This window comes from Pectinatus sottacetonis, assembly GCF_015732155.1.
Taxonomy (GTDB): domain Bacteria; phylum Bacillota; class Negativicutes; order Selenomonadales; family Selenomonadaceae; genus Pectinatus; species Pectinatus sottacetonis.
Window position 1 is genome coordinate 2561296 of record NZ_WIQK01000001.1, and the last position, 19953, is coordinate 2581248.

Here is a 19953-nt window from a genome sequence, read left to right on the forward strand (position 1 = left end):
TAATGATGTTTGTAATAATAATGGGATGGTGACAATAGTGAAAGTTACTGAAAAAGATGTTGAAAATGTAGCTGTGTTATCAAGGCTCAGTGTTTCTGCTGATAAAATGGATAAATACATTAACGATCTCAATAATTTTCTTGAATATGTAGATGTGATTCAGAAAGCTGATACTGAAAATGTAAAACCCACAGCACATGTATTACCGCTCCAGAATGTATTTCGCGATGATATAGTAAAGCCATCATTGGATAGGGAAGCGGCTTTATCTAATGCTCCTGAAAAGGAAGACGGATATTTTAAGGTACCAAGAATTATTGAATAATATGTCTGCTCGACTTTTTTATAGTTTATAATTAAGCATGATTTGAGGGGGATTTAAGTGGATTTATATAAACAACCAGCACATGTTTTACATGATATGCTTGAAAATAAGGAAATAACAGCAGTTGAGATGACGAAGAATTTTATTGCCCGTATAAATAGTTTTGACAATAAAATAGGGGCATATATAACAAAGATGTCAGATACTGCACTTAAAACAGCTGAAACAGTTGATGCTGATATAGCTAATGGCAAGAAAATAAATTTTTTGACAGGACTGCCTGGAGCAGTTAAGGATAATATATGTACGTTAGGTACAAAAACAACTTGTGCATCTGAAATGCTTAAAAATTTCGTACCGCCTTATAATGCATCTGTTATGGAAAAATTAAACAAAGAAAAAGCCATAATATTAGGAAAGACAAACATGGATGAGTTTGCTATGGGTGGATCAACGGAAAATTCTGCCTTTTTTACTACGCATAATCCTTGGAATACTGAGTATGTACCTGGTGGATCAAGTGGCGGTTCAGCAGCAGCTGTGGCCAGTGGACTAGCTGCATGGGCCTTGGGCTCTGATACAGGCGGTTCTATAAGGCAGCCAGCATCTTTTTGTGGAATAGTAGGTATGAAACCAACTTATGGAAGAGTATCCCGTTATGGGTTGATAGCATATGCTTCTTCGCTTGATCAAATTGGGCCGCTTACGCGTGATGTAACAGACTGTGCTAATATTTTGAATATAATTTCAGGCTATGATGAAAAAGATTCTACCTCTATAAAAAAAGACATTCCTGATTATACAAAATCATTAGTACAAAATGTAAAAGGACTCAAAATTGGTATTCCAAAAGAATTTTTCATAGAAGGCATGAATAAAGAAGTTTATACAGCTGTAAAAAAAGCCGTTTCAGATTTAGAAGCGATGGGGGCAGAAGTAAGAAATATATCCCTGCCGCATACGAAATATGCCATTGCAGCATATTATCTTATTGCTCCAGCAGAAGCAACTACCAATTTATCACGTTATGATGGAGTTAGCTATGGAGCTCGTGTGCCAGGTGAGGATATTGTAGCAATGATGACCAATACACGTACTGCTAAGTTTGGCGATGAAGTAAAGCGACGTATAATGATTGGTAATTATGCCCTTAGTGCAGGATACTATGATGCGTACTATTTGAAGGCGTTAAAGATACGTACACTGGTTAAGGAGGATTATGATAAAGCTTTTGAAAAAGTGGATATTATTGTTGCACCTAATGCACCAACACCTGCTTATAAAATAGGATCTATAATAAATGATCCTCTGCAAATGTATTTACAAGACATATGTACTGTTCCTCTTAATCTGGCAGGACTTCCGGGGATTTCCTTGCCTTGTGGTTTTAGCAGGGATGGACTTCCTATAGGAATGCAGATTATTGGAAAACCACTTGACGAGGAAACTATAATAAAGACAGCTTATACTTATGAACAAAGCAATGATTTTCATAAGAAATTTTCGGGGGTGGAATAATGACAAATTATGAAGCAGTAATTGGCTTAGAAATACATAGTGAGCTAAAAACCAATACTAAAATTTTCTGTGGTTGTGCTACGACCTTTGGAGCCCCGCAAAACACGCACGTATGTCCTGTATGTCTGGGACTACCAGGAGTATTACCTGTTATAAACAAACGAGTAGTAGAATTTGCAATAAAAGCAGGAATTGCCCTTAATTGTAAAATAAATAATTACAGCAAATTTGACAGAAAAAATTATTATTATCCTGATTTACCTAAAAATTTCCAGACTTCTCAATATGATTTGCCAATTGCAGAATATGGTTATATCGACATTGAAACAAAAGGAAAAACAAAACGAATTCGCATAACAAGGATTCATATGGAAGAAGATGCCGGTAAGTTAGTTCATTCAGGAAACACCATAAAAGATTCGGCAAGTTCTAATGTTGATTATAATCGTACGGGTGTGCCATTAATTGAAATTGTTTCCGAACCAGACATGAGAACTCCCGAAGAGGCTCGTGCCTATATGGAAAAAGTAAAATCTGTATTAGAATATATAGATGTATCTAATTGTAAAATGGAAGAGGGCAATCTTCGTGCTGATGTCAATGTTTCCTTACGTCCTGTAGGAACAGAAAAATTAGGGACAAAAGCAGAAATGAAAAATTTAAATTCCTTTAAAATGGTGGAAAATGCTCTTGACTACGAAATTGAACGACAAAAAGAAATTCTTGAAGATGGTGGGTGTATCGTTCAGGAAACAAGGACATGGGATGATGGTAAGGGTATTACTTTATCGATGCGAACCAAGGAGCAGGCCCAGGATTATCGTTATATGCCAGAACCAGATTTAGTTCCTATAATTACAACAGATGAAGAAATTGCAGCTTATAAAAAGAATTTACCAGAATTGCCCGATGCCCGCCGTACTAGACTAATAAACGATTTTGGTTTATCAGCTTATGATGCTAGTATTATTACGACTTCACGGGCAATGGCTGAATATTTTGATGAAGTTACTAATAAAGGTGCTGATGCAAAATTAGCTGCAAACTGGATAATGGGTGATTTGGCGAAGGAGCTTAATGCTGAAAATAAGAATATAAGTGAATCACCTGTGTCAGCAAAAAATCTTGCTGACATGATAATACTTATTCAAAAAGGAACAATTTCTTCTAAGATTGCCAAAAAAGTTTTTGGTGAAATGTGGCAGACAAAAAAAACACCTGAAACTATTGTAAAAGAAAAAGGATTAGTTCAAATAACTGATACAGTTGCCATTGAAAAAATTGTAGATGAAGTTTTATCACAAAATCCTAAACCGGTTGATGATTATAAAAAGGGAAATAAAAAATCTATTGGGTTTTTAGTAGGCCAGGTTATGAAAAAAAGTAAAGGAAAAGCAAATCCTGTTGTTGTCAATAAATTATTAAAAGAGAAATTAGATTAATTATGCAAATATATAGTTTATATAAATTTTTAATAAAAAGCTATATATTAATGAAAGAAACCAGCAAAATCATTTATTTTGCCTGATAATCAAACTGTTCTCAGTTTTTCATGCTTACGGAAAAAATGTGACGGTCGCTTGATTATCAGACAGCAGTTCTTTATTTTCTCTGGAATTTATCCTATGAAAATAAGTTTTGCTTATAATAGATTTTAGCTGGTTTTTGCTGTAAATTAATAGACTTTTCCTGCACAATAAATAAATTGTCATTGACGGGGCGGAAAAACTTAATTATAATCATAAGAAGTTTATTTAATTTTCAAAGTTCATTTTACAGGTGAAATATATGGAAAAATTTTTTTTGGCTGCATTGCAAATGGTGTCAGGTTTAGGCAGTGCTAATATAAAACATCTGCTTGATTATTTTGGCAGTGCTGAAAATACATGGAAAGCTTCTGAAAATGAAATATTAGAAAGTAAATGTTTATCAGTAAATTTATGTAAGAATTTATTAAGACACCGTAAATTTTTTGACTTACATAAAAATATTGCTGAATGGGACAAAAAAAGTATAAAATTAATTTCTATTTTTGAACCACTTTATCCCAAACTGCTAAAAAATATTTATAATCCACCAACTGTTTTATTTATTCGTGGAAATCTATGCGCAAATAAAAAATATATTGCTATTGTAGGTGCAAGAAAATTTTCTGTTTATGGCAAAAGTATTGCAGAAAAAATAGCAGCCGATTTAGCTGAAAGAAATTTTATTATTGTGAGCGGAGCTGCACATGGAATTGATACCTGTGCACATCGCGGGGCATTATTAAAGGGAATGACCGTTGCTGTACTTGGCTGTGGCATAGATGTTGCTTATCCTCGCGAAAACAGAAAATTACTTGATGAAATAGCCGAGCGGGGAGCAGTCGTTTCTGAATATGCACCTCAAACACAACCATTGGCCGCTTTTTTCCCCGCTCGTAATAGGATTATAAGTGGATTAGCACTTGGTACCGTTGTCATAGAGGCAGCTAAACGCAGTGGTTCGTTGATTACAGCTGAAATGGCTTTAAGTGAGGGACGGGATGTTTTTGCTGTTCCTGGAAGTATTTATTCTGATCAAAGTGTAGGTTGTAACCATCTTATACAGCAAGGAGCAAAGTTAGTAACCTGTGCCAAAGATATATATGAAGAATATGAAATTAATTTTATTGAAAAGTCAGGTTGCAGTAATCAAAAAACCACTATAAAAATGTCATCTGAGGAAAAGAAAATATATGATATATTATCCTTTGACCAACCTGTTGGTATAGATGAAATGATCTGCAGACTACGATCCGATGTTTCCAATATAAGTTTTTTGTTATTACAAATGAAATTACGTGGAATAATAGAAGAAACAGCAGTGGGAACATATGTGCGATCTGTTAAGGAGAGGATTTAGTGGAACCAAAAGTAGAAGACATATCTAAGAAAAAAATAAAAGTCAAACGCAAGAAAAAAACTACAAGAACAATAAAGAAAACATTAGTTATAGTTGAATCACCAGCTAAAGCTAAAACTATAGAAAAATATCTAGGTAAACGCAAGTATGAAGTACTTGCTTCAATGGGGCACTTGAGAGACTTACCTAAAAGTCAGTTCGGCATTGATGTAGAAAATAACTTTACACCCAAATATATAAATATCCGCGGCAAAGGAGACTTAATCAAAGCTTTAAAAAAGGAAGCTAAAAAGGCTGATAAAATTTATCTGGCATCTGATCCTGATCGCGAAGGAGAAGCTATAGCATGGCATTTAGCTTATTTATTGGACGTTGATGATCACGAAAAATGTCGTATAGTATTTAATGAAATAACAAAACCAGCTATAAATGAAGCGGTTAAAGTTCCAAGGAAAATAAATCTTAATCTGGTTGATGCACAACAAGCACGGCGAATGCTTGATAGAATTGTCGGTTATAAACTAAGTCCTTTACTTTGGCGAAAAGTAAAAAAAGGACTTAGTGCCGGGCGGGTACAGTCTGTTGCTGTAAAAATAATATGTGACCGTGAAAGAGAAATAAAAGCATTTATACCAGAAGAATACTGGACTATAGATCTAAAATTCAAGAAAACTGATACAACAGTTGATAAACAAGAATCTTTTACTGCTGCCCTTAGTCTAATCGATGATAAAAAAGCAACTATAAAAGTGGAAAAAGATGCTGTAAAAATTGAAAAAGAATTAGAAAAAGAAACTTTTATAATTGATGAAGTAAAGAAAAGTGAAAGACGACGTAAAGCACCGGCACCATTTACGACCAGCTCTTTGCAACAGGATGCTGCCAGAAAATTAGGTTTTACATCAAGACGTACAATGATGATAGCACAGCAACTCTATGAAGGAATAAATATTGGGAAAAAAGGCCCGGTAGGTTTAATAACATACATGCGTACAGACTCAACACGTGTATCTGAACTAGCACAAAACGATGCTAGAAAATATATACTGGATAATTTCGATAAAAAGTATATCCCGGAAAAGCCGCCAATATACACTGCCAAAAAAGATGCTCAGGATGCTCATGAAGCGGTTCGTCCTACTGATGTATTCCTTTTACCAGCAATTGTTGAAGATTTTCTTTCAAAAGAGCAGCTGAAATTATATCGTCTTATATGGCAACGCTTTTTGGCTAGTCAAATGGTTCCAGCCGTTTATAATACAATGAGTATAGTGATAAAAGGCGGTAAATATAAGGCCCGGGCAGTTGGCTCTGTATTGAAATTTTCTGGATTCACTGCCATCTACGAAGATAATGATAAAAAAAAGGATAAGGATATTATTTTGCCTGAAGTATCCATAGGTGATAATGTTGTTTTAAAAAAGATACTGCCTGAACAGCACTTTACGGAACCACCACCACGCTATAATGATGCTTCAATAGTAAAAACACTTGAAGAAAAAGGTATAGGCCGTCCTAGTACATATGCGCCGATAATAGAAACTATCTTAGCACGTGGTTATGTTGTAAGACGCGAAAAGAAATTTGAACCTACGGAATTAGGCTTTATTGTACTTGATATGTTGGAACAATATTTTAAGAACATTGTAGATGCTAAATTTACTGCTGATTTAGAAAATAGTCTTGATAAAATAGCCGAAGGATTAATGGATAAAAACAACTTGCTTGCTGAATTTTATACACCTTTTGAAAAAACATTAGAAAAAGCGGAAACAGAAATAGGGCATATTGAAATACCAGAAGAAGTGTCAGATGTTAGATGTGAAAAATGTGGCCGTTTAATGGTTGTTAAGCAAGGTCGTTTTAGCAAATTTCTTGCTTGTCCGGGTTTTCCGGAATGTCGCAATACTAAGCCTATTCTAAAGGATACTGGCGCAAAATGTCCAAAATGTGGTGGCAGAATAGTAGAACGGAAAACCAAGCGCGGCAGGACTTTTTACGGCTGCGAAAATTATCCAAACTGTGATTTTGTAAGCTGGGATATGCCTGTAGCCGATAAAGTATGCGAAAAATGTGGGGCTAATTTATTCCAGCATCGCTATAAAAATGGTAAAGTTATTTTTTATTGTGGCAACGAAAACTGTGAAACAAGGAAAGACCATCCTATAAATGAAGAATTAAATAAAGTAAAAGTAAAAACAGCAAATAAAAAAGATAAAACTAAGTAATTGAGCAAAAATATACAGGGAGCTTTTGTTTATGCAGCAAAAAAGAATTATTATTATTGGGGCCGGCCTTGCAGGAAGTGAGGCAGCATGGCAGATTGCCCGCAGGGGACTGAAAGTAAGTTTGTATGAAATGCGTCCTCAGAAAATGACGTCGGCACATAAAACTTCTGAATTTGCAGAATTAGTATGCAGTAATTCTTTACGTGCAGCAGATTTGGGGAATGCCGTAGGGGTATTAAAAGAAGAAATGCGCATAATGGATTCATTGATAATGGAAGCAGCCGATAATAATGTAATTCCTGCCGGAGGGGCATTAGCTGTCGATCGCTACGGATTCTCTAAATATGTGACTAAGAAAATAAAAAATGACTCTAACATAGAAATAATAAATGAAGAATGCGTAAAAATTCCTTATGATGAAGATACTGTTGTAATCATAGCTTCAGGACCGCTTACGGCTGGAGCCATGTCAGAACAAATAGCTGAACTCACAGGCGAAGATTATTTATATTTCTATGATGCAGCAGCACCACTTGTAACTAGCGAATCCATCAATATGGATAAGGCTTATCGGGCTTCAAGATATAATAAGGGTACAGCAGATTATATAAATTGTCCGATGAACCAGTCACAATATGAAAATTTTTGGCACGAATTGCTGGCAGCAGAAAAAACTCCAGTCAAAGAATTTGAAAAAGAAATTTTTTTTGAAGGATGTATGCCTGTTGAAGTTATGGCAGCGCGGGGTAAGAATACATTGTTGTTTGGTCCATTAAAACCTGTTGGCTTGAATTATCCCGGAGAAAATGTTCATCCCTACGCAGTCGTTCAGCTGCGACAGGATAATGCAGCTGATAGTTTATATAATATCGTAGGATTTCAAACACACCTTAAATGGCCGGAGCAAAAAAGAGTTTTTTCTCTTATCCCCGGGTTGGAAAATGCAGAATTTGTCAGATACGGTGTAATGCATCGCAATACGTTTATTGATTCACCTGAATTTTTAAAAATGACACTGCAAACTAAAAAAAAGAGCAATGTATTATTTGCTGGACAAATAACAGGTGTTGAAGGTTATGTGGAATCAGCTTCATCTGGCTTGGTAGCTGGAATAAATGTTTTTCGCTTGGCTTCTGGTTTGGAACCGATTGAATTTCCACTTGAGACTGCGCATGGTTCGCTGTGTAAGTATATTACGACTCCTCCAGCAAAAAAATTTCAACCTATGAATGTGAACTTTGGTATAATGCCTGCTTTGTCGGAAAAGATACGTGATAAAAAAATAAAAAAGCAAATGCTAGCTGATAGAGCTTTAGAAAAAATAAAAAAATTCAAACAATGTATTGAATGATTTTATTTTCATGGTATATAATAAATATACTGCGCTTTAGGAATGAAGATTAATTTAAGTAATAAATTTAATATTCAGGTGTTGATTTTTCTATTTATAAAGCTGCAAAATGAATTGTGATGGATAGAACATAAAGCTTTATGATATACGAGTTTGCTTGCCTTATGCTTACAACACTAGTTATGTAAAATAGGAAAATTTACCGCTTTTTGGATATAGGCAAGCGTAAATAATAGAATTATGTTACTTAAGGATAGTTAGTTATGCTTATGATTTAGTTTGGGAGTGAAATTGATGTTTAGAGCAACAACAATTGTAGCAGTAAAGAAAAATGGAACTACTGCTATTGCCGGTGATGGACAAGTCACTTTTGGTCAAAATACAATAATGAAGGGCAATGCGCGAAAAGTACGGCGTATTTATCATGATAAGGTACTAGCAGGATTTGCCGGTTCTGTGGCAGATGCATTTACCCTATTTGAAAAATTTGAAGCTAAATTGGAAGAATTCAATGGGAGTTTGACCCGTGCTTCTGTTGAATTAGCAAAAGAATGGCGTACGGATAGAGTCCTGCGTAAATTAGAAGCATTGCTTTTAGTGGCAGATAAAGAAACTTTACTGCTTTTGTCTGGTAATGGAGAAGTGATAGAACCTGATGGAGATGTAGCGGCTATCGGGTCAGGTGGATTTTATGCATTGGCTGCAGCAAAAGCAATGGTGAATCATACTGAACTTCCGGCAGCTCAAATTGCCAAAGAAGCGCTATCCATAGCAGCAGATATTTGTGTATATACCAATCACAATATTTTAGTTGAAGAATTGAAATAGGAGGTTTTCATTTTGAACGAACAAACGCCTCGTCAAGTTGTTGAGGAACTCGATAAATATATAGTGGGACAGGATAAGGCAAAACGTGCAGTAGCAGTTGCTCTACGCAATAGATGGCGGGCTCGGCATTTATCCGGCAGTATGAAAGAAGAAATTATCCCTAAAAACATTTTGATGATAGGAGCTACTGGTGTAGGTAAAACTGAAATTGCCCGCAGACTTGCAAAACTGGTCAAAGCCCCTTTTATCAAAGTAGAAGCGACAAAATTTACAGAAGTTGGTTATGTTGGCAGAGATGTTGAATCAATGGTACGTGATTTAGTAGAAATTTCTGTTCGTATGATAAAACAGGAAAAAATGGCGAAAGTGGCCGAAAAAGCTAAAGAAATGGCTGAAGAACGTATTTTAGATATGTTGGTTCCTGAACGAAAAGGCAAATCACTAACTCCTATAGGTAATCTATTTGATAACGATAATAAAGAACAGCAGGCCACTGAAGAAAAACCAAAGTACGAAGCTGGGAGGGAATTTTGCCGTAAACGTTTAAAGACAGGTGCCTTGGAAAAAGAAATACTGGAAATAGATGTTGAGGACAACAGTTCACCTATGGTGGGAATGTTTGCGGGTGCCGGAATGGAAGATATGACCAATAACATACAGGATATGCTGGGTAGCATTCTTCCTAAAAAACATAAAAAACGCAAAGTATCAATAGCTGCTGCCCGTAAGATATTTCAACAAGAAGAAGCACAAAAACTCATAGATATGGATGAAGTAGCTAAAGAGGGCATTGAAAGTGCTGAAACAAATGGTATTATTTTTCTTGATGAAATTGACAAGATTGCTGTTAAAGGTGGTGCCGCCGGTGGACCAGATGTATCACGGGAAGGAGTACAGAGGGATATCCTGCCAATAGTGGAAGGTTCTACAGTTGTGACGAAATATGGACCAGTAAAAACTGAACATGTCCTATTTATTGCTGCTGGAGCATTTCATATGGCTAAACCTTCTGATTTAATTCCTGAATTACAGGGACGTTTTCCAATACGGGTAGAATTAACTTCGCTGACACATGAAGATTTCAGGAGAATACTTACAGAACCAGAAAATGCCTTAATAAAACAATATGCCGCATTGCTTAAGACGGAGGGGATTACAATAAAATTTACTGATGCTGCTATTGATCATCTGGCACAGATAGCTTGTGATGTGAACGCACAAACAGAAAATATCGGAGCACGCCGTCTTTATACTATAATGGAAAAAATGTTGGAAGATTTATCTTTTGAAGCTCCTGAAATGGAAAATAAAAATATAACTATCGATCCACCATATATTGATGATAAGTTAGGAGAAATAGTATCTAATAGAGATTTGAGTCGGTTTATTCTTTAATTATAAATTAATAGTAGTAATTTTGTTGAAAAATATATCAATTTATAAAATTTTAAAAAAACTGTATTTTTATTATTAGGTATGATATAATAATACGGTAATAGAATTACGAAGAAAGGAACTGAATAATGACGACTCTATTAGAAAAAACTAGGAAAATCAATCGCTTATTACAAAAATCAGATAATGTAGAATATGATGGTATATCATGTGTGTTAAGTAATGTACTTGATGCAAATGTTTATATAGTTTCTACGACAGGAAAAATACTTGGATATGCATTTATCGATGATTTTGAATGTGACATCATGCTGGACAAAGTGGTAAGTCAAGGACAATTTCCCAAACATTATGTCAATTGGCTATTAAAAGCTGATGAAACTTCTGCTAACATAAGATCGAAAACTGGCATGTGTGCATTTACAGAAAACACGAAATGTTTGTTCAGCGGGAAAAATACTACTGTAGTTCCAATATACGGAATAGGTGAACGCAAGGGAACATTAATTATTGCTAAATTTGATGAAGAATTTATTGATGATGATTTACTATTGGCAGAATATGGTGCCACAGTAGTTGGAATGGAAATTCTACGTGATCATACTGAAAAAATGGAAGAAGATATGCGTAAGCAGGCCACTGTAAAAATTGCTTTGTCTACACTATCATTTTCTGAACAGGAAGCTGCTGTCAATATATTAGGCGAATTAAACGGGATGGAAGGATTGCTGGTTGCTTCAAAAATTGCTGACCGAGTTGGTATTACTCGTTCTGTTATTGTTAATGCATTACGTAAATTTGAATCAGCAGGATTAATCGAATCTAAATCCTTGGGAATGAAGGGCACATACATACGTGTTCTCAATGAGCATTTATTGGATGAAGTCCAAAAACTAAGAAGATAATTATAATAAAAATATGAATATCAGTAAAAAGAATATATATTATATTAGAATGAGTCTGAAGATCCAGTTAAATCTTACTGGGTTTTTAGACTCATTTTGGATAATAGCAATATTTTATTTAATAAAAACATTGCTATTCACCTAACAATTATGGTATTTTATTTTTATATAGTAATATTTGGGATTAATATATTATTGTTTCAGTTACGATGCGAATATAATTGCAATATTAAATTAATACAATAAAAAAAAATAAAAGGATATTTTTTTTATATAGCGAAACTATTATATACAGTGTAAAATTACCTAGTGTACTATAGCATTTTTCCTTTAATGATGAGAATATATGGTACAGTTAATACATTGTATAGAGAATTTGTAAGGTCTATATTCAGCAAGAAGGATATGCCACATATGTCACTATCCCAGAATTCCTCGTGCTTAAATATCGAGGAGTATGTTAATACCGACAAAGTCGGAGGGGAATTTAGAAGGTTTAAGAAGGTTAAATCTTTCGGATTCCTCTTCTTTATTTAAATTTTATAAGGAATATCAAAGGAGAATAACAGTATGTTAGGAAGTATTGTAAATGTCCCGGCAATTAATATATTGGAAATGGCAATGCATGCTTCAAATTTGCGGCAGCAGGTCATAAGCAATAACATTGCTAATGTTAATACTCCAAATTTTAAAAGGAAGGAATTAGTTTTCGAAAGTGTTTTGGCAAAAGCTTTATATCCAGAAGAAAATGAATCCAACCTGCAATTAGTTCGTACAAATAAGAAACATTTTTTTCTTAATGGCAATAACGATAAAATTTCCCTGCAGCCAATAATAAGAGATGACAATTCTACTGATATGCGTACAGACGGCAACAATGTTGATCCCGACGTTGAAATGGCAGCACTGGCAAAAAATACACTCTATTATAATGCCTTAGCCAGAGAAATGAATATTAATTTTGTCAACTTAAAAACTGTTATAAAAGATGAATAGTCAATTAGGAGGATAAAAATGGCATTATTTAGTTCTATTGATACATCAGCATCAGGTATGACGGCAGAAAGACTACGCATGGATGTTATTAGCAATAATATTGCTAATGTTAATACGACTAGGACAGCGGCAGGTACTGCTTATCGTCGCAAATATGTTGTTTTTGAACCGCGTACTGATTCTAGCGCACCATCATTCTTTAATGTTTTCTCCAGTGAAATGGAAAAACCGGGAAATGGTGTACGAGCAGTCAAAATACAGGAAGATAGCAGTCCATTTAAATTAAAATATGATCCATCTAACCCTGATGCTAATAAACAGGGTTATGTTGAAATGCCGAATGTAAATATTGTGACAGAAATGACTGATATGATTACAGCATCACGAGCTTATGAAGCTAATGTTACAGCAATAAATTCGGCTAAAAGTATGGCAATGAAAACCTTGGATATTGGTAAATAGTGAGGGATAATATGGAAATAGAACAATTACAAATGACACCGGTGAAAATGGCCGGGCAGCCTTTTACTGATAAAGTTGATGATAATACATTAAAACCTGAAAAAACTTTTGGCAGCTTTTTGGTAGATGCATTGAGAAAAACAAATGATTTGCAAAAAAATGCTGCTAAAATGGATATAGCCTTAGCCGCAGGAAAAGTAGATGATATTTCTAAAGTAGTTGTTGCATCAGAAAAAGCTCAAATTGCTTTAAATTTGACAATGAGTATACGAAATAAAGCAATTGATGCTTACAAAGAAATAATGCGTATGCAGGTGTGATGACTAAATACTGTTAACACCGGCGTCTTAAAAAAAATAGAATCAATAGGCGAAGGGATTGAGATAATGGCAGGCTGGAAGGAACGGTATCTGCAGTTTTGGCAAAAACTTAGTAAAAGGCAAAAATATATCATAGCTGGTGTGGGTGCGCTGCTTATTTTTGCCTTAATAGGGGCAAGTTTTTTTTATGGCAGTGAACCAGAAATGCAACCACTGTTTACTAATATGGAAACGAAAGATGCAGGAGAGGTAGCAGCAAAGCTAAAAGAAGAAAAAGTTCAATATAAAATAGAAGAAAATAAATCGGGGACTACAATATTGGTTCCAGCAAAAGATGTTCACAAACTGCGTCTAGATATGGCAGTACAGGGACTGCCACGTGGTACAAAGGGATTTGAAATATTTGATAACAGTAAATTAGGCGTAACCGATTTTCAAAATAAAGTCAATTATCTCCAGGCACTGCAGGGAGAATTAACAAGAACTATTGAACAAATTGATGCGGTTCAAAGCGCCCGAGTACATATAGTCCTCCCAGAGGACAGTTTATATAAGAAAAATGAAAAACCAGCTACAGCTTCGATTTTATTACGGTTAAAGCCTGGTAAAGAATTAAATAAAAAAGAAATCAAAGGTATTGTGAATCTGACAGCGCATAGTGTTCAAGGACTGCAAGCCGAAAATGTTACTATTATAGATAGCCATGGAAGAATCTTAAATGATCCTAATGATAATGGTACTGATGATAAAAATACATTAGGAAATATAACACTTACACAGATAAAAATGACTCAGCGAGTACGCCAGCAAATGCAGACTGAAGTTCAGACTTTGCTGGATAATGCTTTAGGTGAGGGAAATGCATTCGTAAGAGTTAATGTTGCGCTTGATTTTGATCAAAAACAAACAGATAAGCAGACTTTTTCACCTGTTGTTGATGATGCTGGTATATTACGTAGTTCACAGGAAACGTCAGAATCATATAAGGGAACATCTACAACACCTGGTGGCCCTGCTGGTATGACTTCAAATACACCAGGCTACGTTGCTAATAATAATACTAATGCCCAATATTCAAAACAGGAAGCAACAAAAAATTATGAAATAAATGAACAAAATCAAAAAGTTATATCAGCACCAGGTACTATTAAACGATTGAATATCGCTGTTCTTGTAAGTGATAAAATGACCAGACAACAGCAGCAATCTATTGCAAGAGCTGTTGCCTCAGCAGCAGGGATTGATCCTGATCGTGGGGATACTATTTCTGTAGAACCAGTTCCATTCAGTACAGCAGCTGCTGATAAGAGAGCACAGGAGGAACAAGCTTCTCGTGATGCTGCAGCAAGAATGTTCTATTTAGAAATTGCGGCTATAGTACTGCCATTAATGCTTTTAGCAATTGCCTATTATATTTATAAAAAGAGAAAGCGGATTGAAGCGCAGGCGGCGCAGGAAGAAATGGAACATCAGGCTGAAATGGAACAAGAAAGGCTTGCTATGGGAAATGCAGAAAATGCTTCTTCAACATCGGAGGCCGAAGAAGAACTTTCAGAAGAAGAACAAACTCAATTGAATGAACGGCAGACAGTTGAAAAAATGATTGATCAGGAACCTGAACAAGTAGCTGAGTTGATAAAAACATGGCTTGCCGAAGAGTAAAAAAATAGTGGGTGGGATAAAATGTATGAACCAAGTGCAGCTGAATTAAAGGGACAACAAAAAGCAGCTATTTTGTTAATTGCATTAGGTCCTGAGTATTCAGCAAAATTATTTAAGCATCTTGATGATGAGGATATTGAGAAATTAACATTAGAGATAGCTAGTCAACAACAAGTGACACAAGAACAGAAAAACAGCGTTATAAGTGAATTTTATCAACTACTTATGGCAAAATCCTATATATCACATGGTGGTTTGGATTATGCGCAGAAAGTTTTAGAAAAGGCACTTGGTTCAGATAAAGCGGCAACCATCATCAACCGTCTGACAGCCAGTTTGCAAGTGCGCCCATTTGATTTTTTACGTAAAACTGATCCATCACAACTTGTGAATTTTATCCAAAATGAACATCCTCAGACTATTGCAATGATTTTAGCGTATCTGAATCCAGAACAGGCTGCTACAGTTTTATCTTCGTTACCGGCAGAAAATCAGGCCGATGTTGCACGCAGGATTGCCTTAATGGACAGGACTTCGCCAGACGTTCTGCGAGAAGTAGAAAGAGTCTTAGAAAAGAAATTATCATCTATGTCTTCACAGGACTTTACAGATGCTGGCGGCATACAAGTTGTTGTGGAAATGCTTAATCGTGTAGATCGTACTACAGAACGTACAATTCTAGACAATCTGGAAATAGAAAATCCAGATCTGACGGAAGAAATAAAACGGCTAATGTTTGTATTTGAAGATATTGTTATGCTTGATGACAGGGCTGTTCAACTGGTTTTGCGTGAAGTTGATTCTAAAGAATTATCACTGGCAATGAAAGGAACTTCTGAAGAAGTTGCAGCTAAGATATACAAAAACATGTCAAAACGTGCAGCGGCGGCATTAAAAGAAGAACTTGAATATATGGGACCTGTTAGAATCCACGATGTAGAGGAAGCACAGCAGAAAGTTGTAAATATAATTAGAAAACTAGAAGAAAAAGGTGACATAATTGTATCACGCGGGAAAGGTGATGAAATGATTGTATAAGGTTATTAAATCAGCTATTTTGGAAAATAACCCACGTGTAATAAAGGCTCCTGATTCTCTTTTTACTATTAAAAATGCGCAAAAGTATGATAAGACCGAGAAAAATAAAAACAGTCTTGAAACAGCGCAAAAGAAAAAAGAATCACTCGAAAATGATATAAAATTATTAAATAATCAATTAAGTAATAAAAATAATGAACTGAATGATTTAAAGACAAAAGCTGATAATATTATCCATGAAGCTAAACAAAAAAAATCTTCATTACTGAAAGATGCAGAGATTACAGCAGCAGGTTTGATAGAAGACGCTAAGAAAAATGTGGAAGAAATAACAGCTAAGGCAAGAGAAGATGGCAATAAACAAGGACATGATGAAGGATATACTGCAGGTCTTGAAGAATGCAAAAAAGAACATGCTGCAATAATAAAAACAGCTAATGAAAAAGCTGAACAGACTTTATTAACTGCGCAGAAACAGGTAAAAAGTTATTTTGAAAGTGTAGAAAATGAAATAGTCAATTTAGTAATTGAAGTGAGTAAAAAAATTATTCCTCAGCAATTTGCCGATAATCCGCAACTAATCCTTCCAGTAGTACAAACTGCATTAAAAAAAGTTAAAAATCAAACAGATATTGAAGTAAGGACTTCTAATAATACTTATGAATTAGTCCTAGCAGCAAAAACTGAACTTCAGAGCATGCTTAGCGGCAATGTCCGGCTCAACATAAAAGCTGATGACAGCCTTTCAGATGGTGACTGCTGGATAGAAACACCAGAAGGAAGTATAGATGCCAGACTTTCATCTCAGTTAAATGAAATGAAAAAATCTTTAAAGGAAGTTGTCGGTAAATATGAACCTGATGCTTGATAAATTTAAAGAAATAATAAAAGATTGTGATCCGATTAGGATGTCAGGGAAAGTAGTCCAGGTCATCGGCTTGGTAATAGAGTCTAAAGGTCCTAATGTCAGTATTGGTGAGCTATGCTATGTTTGTTCTAAGACAGGTACCAAGCCAATTCCTGCTGAGGCAGTTGGTTTTCGCAATGGTAATATTCTTCTTATGCCAATTGGTGAAATGCAGGGAATAGGTCCGGGATGTGATGTTATTGCAGCTCAGAAAACACTTAAAGCAAAAGTCGGCAACGAACTTTTGGGAAGGATTTTAGATGGATTAGGGAATCCCATTGATGATAAAGGTGCTTTGCCACTTGATATGGAAGAATATCCCCTGCATGCCTCACCGCCATCACCTTTATCAAGGCCACGGATACATGATTCGTTATATGTTGGGATAAGAGCTATTGACGGATTGCTTACTATTGGTTCAGGACAAAGAATAGGTATCATGGCAGGAAGTGGTGTAGGAAAATCTACTTTGCTTAGTATGATTGCTAGAAATACCGAGGCAGATATCAATGTTATCGCACTGATTGGTGAACGTGGCCGAGAAGTAAGAGAATTTATTGAACGTGATTTAGGTAAAGAAGGATTAAAACGATCTATTGTTGTGGTTGCTACATCTGATCAACCAGCACTAGTGAGAATAAAAGGGGCTATGACTGCTACAGCCATAGCTGAATATTTTCGTGATCAGGGTAAAAGAGTTGTTCTCATGATGGATTCAGTTACACGTTTTGCAATGGCACAACGCGAGGTTGGTCTTACAATTGGAGAACCTCCTGCTACCAGAGGCTATACACCTTCAGTATTTGCACTTTTGCCACGGCTTTTAGAACGGGCTGGAACAAGCAGCAAAGGAAGTATAACCGGTATATATACAGTACTTGTTGATGGCGATGATATGAATGAACCAATAGCGGACGCAGTACGAAGTATATTAGATGGACATATTGTTTTATCAAGAAAGATTGCTTCGCAAAATCATTTTCCAGCTATAGATATTTTAGCCAGTGTAAGTCGTGTTATGATAGATGTTGTTACAAAAGAACATTTAAAAGCAGGACAAATGTTGCGATCATATTTGGCAACATACAATGAAGCCGCTGATCTAATCAGAATTGGCGCATATGTCAATGGTTCTGATAAAAATATTGATGCCGCCATAGAGAAGATTGATGCTATAAATAAATTCCTTTGTCAAGAAGTTTTTGAGGTAACAAGTTATACTGATACAGAAAAAGAACTTATAAAAATTGCCGGGAGCAGTTAATATTTTTATTAGAGTAATTGGTAAGGATTATATTTTCATGTTTCTGTATAACAGGAGATAATATATGAAAAAATTTGTATTTCAATTAGAAACTTTTTTAAAAATATCAAAAATTGAACGGGAAAAAGCTGAAATAGCCATGGCTATGGCTGTTAAAAATTTTCAAAAACAAAACGAGATACATTTGTCATTACAAAAAGAATTAGCTAATAGTTTAATGGAATATGAGCAGATTTTGCTTAAAAATAAAGTAAATGTAAATTTGTTGCAGATATATGGTGATTTTTTTTCCTGGAAACGCTATCAAATTGATTTACAGAAAACTGCTATAAAAAAAGCAGAAAAACAACAAAAGGAATGTCTTGTTAATTTATTAAAACATGAAAAACAGGTAAAAAGTTTGGAACAGATTCGCCAGAAACGGTTTGATGAATATAAATATGAAATGCTTGCAGAAGAACAAAAACAGATTGATGAAATTGGTCTACAGATACATATGCGTAAAATTATAATGGAGGAATCATAATGCAAATGCATAATATGGCGTCTGTTACAAAAGTTGACAGTGTTTCTTCTGATGTAAATAGAGTCAGACAGCGCATTAAGGAAATAGAAAATAAATTTAATATAAATTTTACTTCTGTAAATGCAAATTTTTCCAATATATACAAACAAAAGATAAACAATAGCAATAATATAAAAAATGAACAGCTTTTTAGTAATACTACTACTGGTAAGGGGGACAATACAAGTAATACAATCAAATCTGATAAGGCTGATATAAACAACTATATTGCAAAAGCTGCCCAAAAATATAATGTTGACCCCAAATTATTATCGGCCATAGCTAAGACTGAATCAAATTATAATGCCAATGCCAAATCTTCAGCCGGAGCCATTGGAATTATGCAGCTAATGCCTAATACAGCAGCTGATCTTGGCGTAGCAAATCCCTATGATGCCGAACAAAATATTGATGGCGGAGCAAAATATTTACGACAGCTTTTAAATGATTTCAATGGCAATGTAAGCGATGCAGTTGCCGCTTATAATGCTGGTCCACAGGCAGTAAAGCGATATAAAGGAACACCACCTTACAATGAAACTAAAAATTATGTAAAACATGTATTAGATCTTTATCAATAAGTATCTATTTTAATACAGTTATTTTCGATAAGGCGGGTGAATAAATGGCAAAGTCTTCTATGAATATAAATTCTGAACAAGTAAATAGTAAAACCAAGGGACAAAAAGTAAAAAGTACTATAAAAAAAATTATAATTATAATCTTAATCTTAATTTTATTGGCTGGAGGTTTTTTTCTTGGTATATATCTGCGTGTTCTGGATCCAAATAAGATGAATAGTTCAATGCACCTATATAATTGGCCAATAATAGGAAATTATTTTGAAAAACCAACAGAAAAAAATAATCCGCCAGGGACAAAAGAACAAAAAGTCAATGTTTCTTCTGGTTCTGATGCAACTAATAACAATCTGGCCACAGGATCAGATGTCAAAAATCCAAACGATAGTTCAAAACCAATGGTTTTAACAAAAAAACAATTGGAAAAACAAAAAAAAGCTTATGATGAACAAGTTAAAAGAAGAGTGGGTAAAGTTGCCCGCATATATGCACAAATGGATCCCCCTAAAGCAGCGGTTATACTGACAAAACTAGATGATAATGTAGTTGCTTCTATTTTACAAAAGATGGATCCAGGACAATCTGCTAAAATTCTGGAAAATTTTGTTCCAGCCAGAAGTGCGCAAATAACACAGACCATGTATGATGGGATTACACCGCCGACAATGCCTCAATTAAATGGTGCTGCTAATGCAGCGAATCAATGATCTTTCTAATATTGA

Annotated in this window: 19 protein-coding genes; all 19 read left to right on the forward strand. The window is 35.0% G+C overall.

Annotated elements, in window-relative coordinates:
• Positions 1 to 37: 37 nt before the first annotated feature.
• The 19 genes from gatC (at position 38) to I6760_RS12105 (ending at position 19938) form a co-directional block, all read left to right on the forward strand.
• Positions 38 to 325 carry an Asp-tRNA(Asn)/Glu-tRNA(Gln) amidotransferase subunit GatC gene (gene gatC / locus I6760_RS12015; RefSeq protein WP_196594636.1) on the forward strand — a complete coding sequence of 96 codons (288 nt, stop codon included), beginning with the start codon at positions 38 to 40 and terminating at the stop codon, positions 323 to 325.
• A gap of 57 nt (positions 326 to 382) precedes the next feature.
• Positions 383 to 1843 (forward strand): Asp-tRNA(Asn)/Glu-tRNA(Gln) amidotransferase subunit GatA, encoded by a 1461-nt coding sequence (gene gatA, locus I6760_RS12020; RefSeq protein WP_196594637.1) that lies wholly within the window; start codon positions 383 to 385, stop codon positions 1841 to 1843.
• Positions 1843 to 3285: an Asp-tRNA(Asn)/Glu-tRNA(Gln) amidotransferase subunit GatB gene (gatB, locus tag I6760_RS12025; RefSeq protein WP_196594638.1), complete on the forward strand. Its 1443-nt coding sequence runs from the start codon at positions 1843 to 1845 to the stop codon at positions 3283 to 3285. The genes gatA and gatB overlap by 1 nt, the downstream gene beginning before the upstream one ends.
• Positions 3286 to 3631: 346 nt before the next feature.
• Positions 3632 to 4729, forward strand: coding sequence for a DNA-processing protein DprA (gene dprA, locus I6760_RS12030; RefSeq protein WP_196594639.1), 1098 nt, complete (start codon positions 3632 to 3634; stop codon positions 4727 to 4729).
• The gene (gene topA, locus I6760_RS12035; RefSeq protein ID WP_407947301.1) at positions 4729 to 6957 is read left to right on the forward strand and encodes a type I DNA topoisomerase; all 2229 of its coding nucleotides are present in this window, start codon (positions 4729 to 4731) and stop codon (positions 6955 to 6957) included. The genes dprA and topA overlap by 1 nt, the downstream gene beginning before the upstream one ends.
• Positions 6958 to 6988: 31 nt before the next feature.
• A complete protein-coding gene (trmFO, locus tag I6760_RS12040; RefSeq protein ID WP_196594640.1) occupies positions 6989 to 8308 on the forward strand; it encodes a methylenetetrahydrofolate--tRNA-(uracil(54)-C(5))-methyltransferase (FADH(2)-oxidizing) TrmFO in 1320 nt (439 codons plus the stop codon).
• 291 nt (positions 8309 to 8599) lie between these two features.
• On the forward strand, positions 8600 to 9136 hold the full coding sequence (hslV, locus tag I6760_RS12045; protein ID WP_330997973.1) for an ATP-dependent protease subunit HslV: 537 nt from the start codon (positions 8600 to 8602) through the stop codon (positions 9134 to 9136).
• Between the two features lie 12 nt (positions 9137 to 9148).
• A complete protein-coding gene (gene hslU, locus I6760_RS12050) occupies positions 9149 to 10531 on the forward strand; it encodes an ATP-dependent protease ATPase subunit HslU (RefSeq protein ID WP_196594642.1) in 1383 nt (460 codons plus the stop codon).
• 128 nt (positions 10532 to 10659) lie between these two features.
• On the forward strand, positions 10660 to 11436 hold the full coding sequence (gene codY, locus I6760_RS12055; protein WP_196594643.1) for a GTP-sensing pleiotropic transcriptional regulator CodY: 777 nt from the start codon (positions 10660 to 10662) through the stop codon (positions 11434 to 11436).
• Between the two features lie 570 nt (positions 11437 to 12006).
• Positions 12007 to 12432, forward strand: coding sequence for a flagellar basal body rod protein FlgB (gene flgB / locus I6760_RS12060; protein WP_196594644.1), 426 nt, complete (start codon positions 12007 to 12009; stop codon positions 12430 to 12432).
• A gap of 18 nt (positions 12433 to 12450) precedes the next feature.
• Positions 12451 to 12894 (forward strand): flagellar basal body rod protein FlgC, encoded by a 444-nt coding sequence (gene flgC / locus I6760_RS12065; protein ID WP_196594645.1) that lies wholly within the window; start codon positions 12451 to 12453, stop codon positions 12892 to 12894.
• 11 nt (positions 12895 to 12905) lie between these two features.
• Entirely contained in the window at positions 12906 to 13214 is a 309-nt protein-coding gene (gene fliE / locus I6760_RS12070) for a flagellar hook-basal body complex protein FliE (protein WP_196594646.1), read from the forward strand.
• Positions 13215 to 13280: 66 nt separating this feature from the next.
• Positions 13281 to 14876: a flagellar basal-body MS-ring/collar protein FliF gene (gene fliF / locus I6760_RS12075; RefSeq protein WP_196594647.1), complete on the forward strand. Its 1596-nt coding sequence runs from the start codon at positions 13281 to 13283 to the stop codon at positions 14874 to 14876.
• 21 nt (positions 14877 to 14897) lie between these two features.
• Positions 14898 to 15914 (forward strand): flagellar motor switch protein FliG, encoded by a 1017-nt coding sequence (gene fliG / locus I6760_RS12080; protein ID WP_196594648.1) that lies wholly within the window; start codon positions 14898 to 14900, stop codon positions 15912 to 15914.
• On the forward strand, positions 15907 to 16782 hold the full coding sequence (locus I6760_RS12085) for a FliH/SctL family protein (RefSeq protein WP_196594649.1): 876 nt from the start codon (positions 15907 to 15909) through the stop codon (positions 16780 to 16782). Before fliG ends, I6760_RS12085 begins: the two co-directional genes overlap by 8 nt.
• The gene (gene fliI, locus I6760_RS12090; protein WP_196594650.1) at positions 16766 to 18085 is read left to right on the forward strand and encodes a flagellar protein export ATPase FliI; all 1320 of its coding nucleotides are present in this window, start codon (positions 16766 to 16768) and stop codon (positions 18083 to 18085) included. Before I6760_RS12085 ends, fliI begins: the two co-directional genes overlap by 17 nt.
• Before the next feature lie 64 nt (positions 18086 to 18149).
• Positions 18150 to 18611: a flagellar export protein FliJ gene (locus I6760_RS12095; protein ID WP_196594651.1), complete on the forward strand. Its 462-nt coding sequence runs from the start codon at positions 18150 to 18152 to the stop codon at positions 18609 to 18611.
• The gene (locus I6760_RS12100; protein WP_231036268.1) at positions 18611 to 19231 is read left to right on the forward strand and encodes a lytic transglycosylase domain-containing protein; all 621 of its coding nucleotides are present in this window, start codon (positions 18611 to 18613) and stop codon (positions 19229 to 19231) included. The genes I6760_RS12095 and I6760_RS12100 overlap by 1 nt, the downstream gene beginning before the upstream one ends.
• 59 nt (positions 19232 to 19290) lie before the next feature.
• Complete coding sequence (locus I6760_RS12105; protein WP_231036270.1) at positions 19291 to 19938, forward strand: MotE family protein; 648 nt, start codon at positions 19291 to 19293, stop codon at positions 19936 to 19938.
• Positions 19939 to 19953 lie beyond the last annotated feature (15 nt).

Excerpts from the sequence above, each read along its gene's own strand:
- dprA (WP_196594639.1), top strand. The coding sequence starts at position 3,632 with ATGGAAAAATTTTTTTTGGCTGCATTGCAAATGGTGTCAGGTTTAGGC.
- I6760_RS12095 (WP_196594651.1), top strand. The coding sequence starts at position 18,150 with ATGAAAAAATTTGTATTTCAATTAGAAACTTTTTTAAAAATATCAAAA.
- fliI (WP_196594650.1), top strand. The coding sequence starts at position 16,766 with ATGAACCTGATGCTTGATAAATTTAAAGAAATAATAAAAGATTGTGAT.
- trmFO (WP_196594640.1), top strand. The coding sequence starts at position 6,989 with ATGCAGCAAAAAAGAATTATTATTATTGGGGCCGGCCTTGCAGGAAGT.
- fliF (WP_196594647.1), top strand. The coding sequence starts at position 13,281 with ATGGCAGGCTGGAAGGAACGGTATCTGCAGTTTTGGCAAAAACTTAGT.
- flgB (WP_196594644.1), top strand. The coding sequence starts at position 12,007 with ATGTTAGGAAGTATTGTAAATGTCCCGGCAATTAATATATTGGAAATG.
- fliG (WP_196594648.1), top strand. The coding sequence starts at position 14,898 with ATGTATGAACCAAGTGCAGCTGAATTAAAGGGACAACAAAAAGCAGCT.
- I6760_RS12100 (WP_231036268.1), top strand. The coding sequence starts at position 18,611 with ATGCAAATGCATAATATGGCGTCTGTTACAAAAGTTGACAGTGTTTCT.
- I6760_RS12105 (WP_231036270.1), top strand. The coding sequence starts at position 19,291 with ATGAATATAAATTCTGAACAAGTAAATAGTAAAACCAAGGGACAAAAA.
- flgC (WP_196594645.1), top strand. The coding sequence starts at position 12,451 with ATGGCATTATTTAGTTCTATTGATACATCAGCATCAGGTATGACGGCA.
- codY (WP_196594643.1), top strand. The coding sequence starts at position 10,660 with ATGACGACTCTATTAGAAAAAACTAGGAAAATCAATCGCTTATTACAA.
- gatB (WP_196594638.1), top strand. The coding sequence starts at position 1,843 with ATGACAAATTATGAAGCAGTAATTGGCTTAGAAATACATAGTGAGCTA.
- fliE (WP_196594646.1), top strand. The coding sequence starts at position 12,906 with ATGGAAATAGAACAATTACAAATGACACCGGTGAAAATGGCCGGGCAG.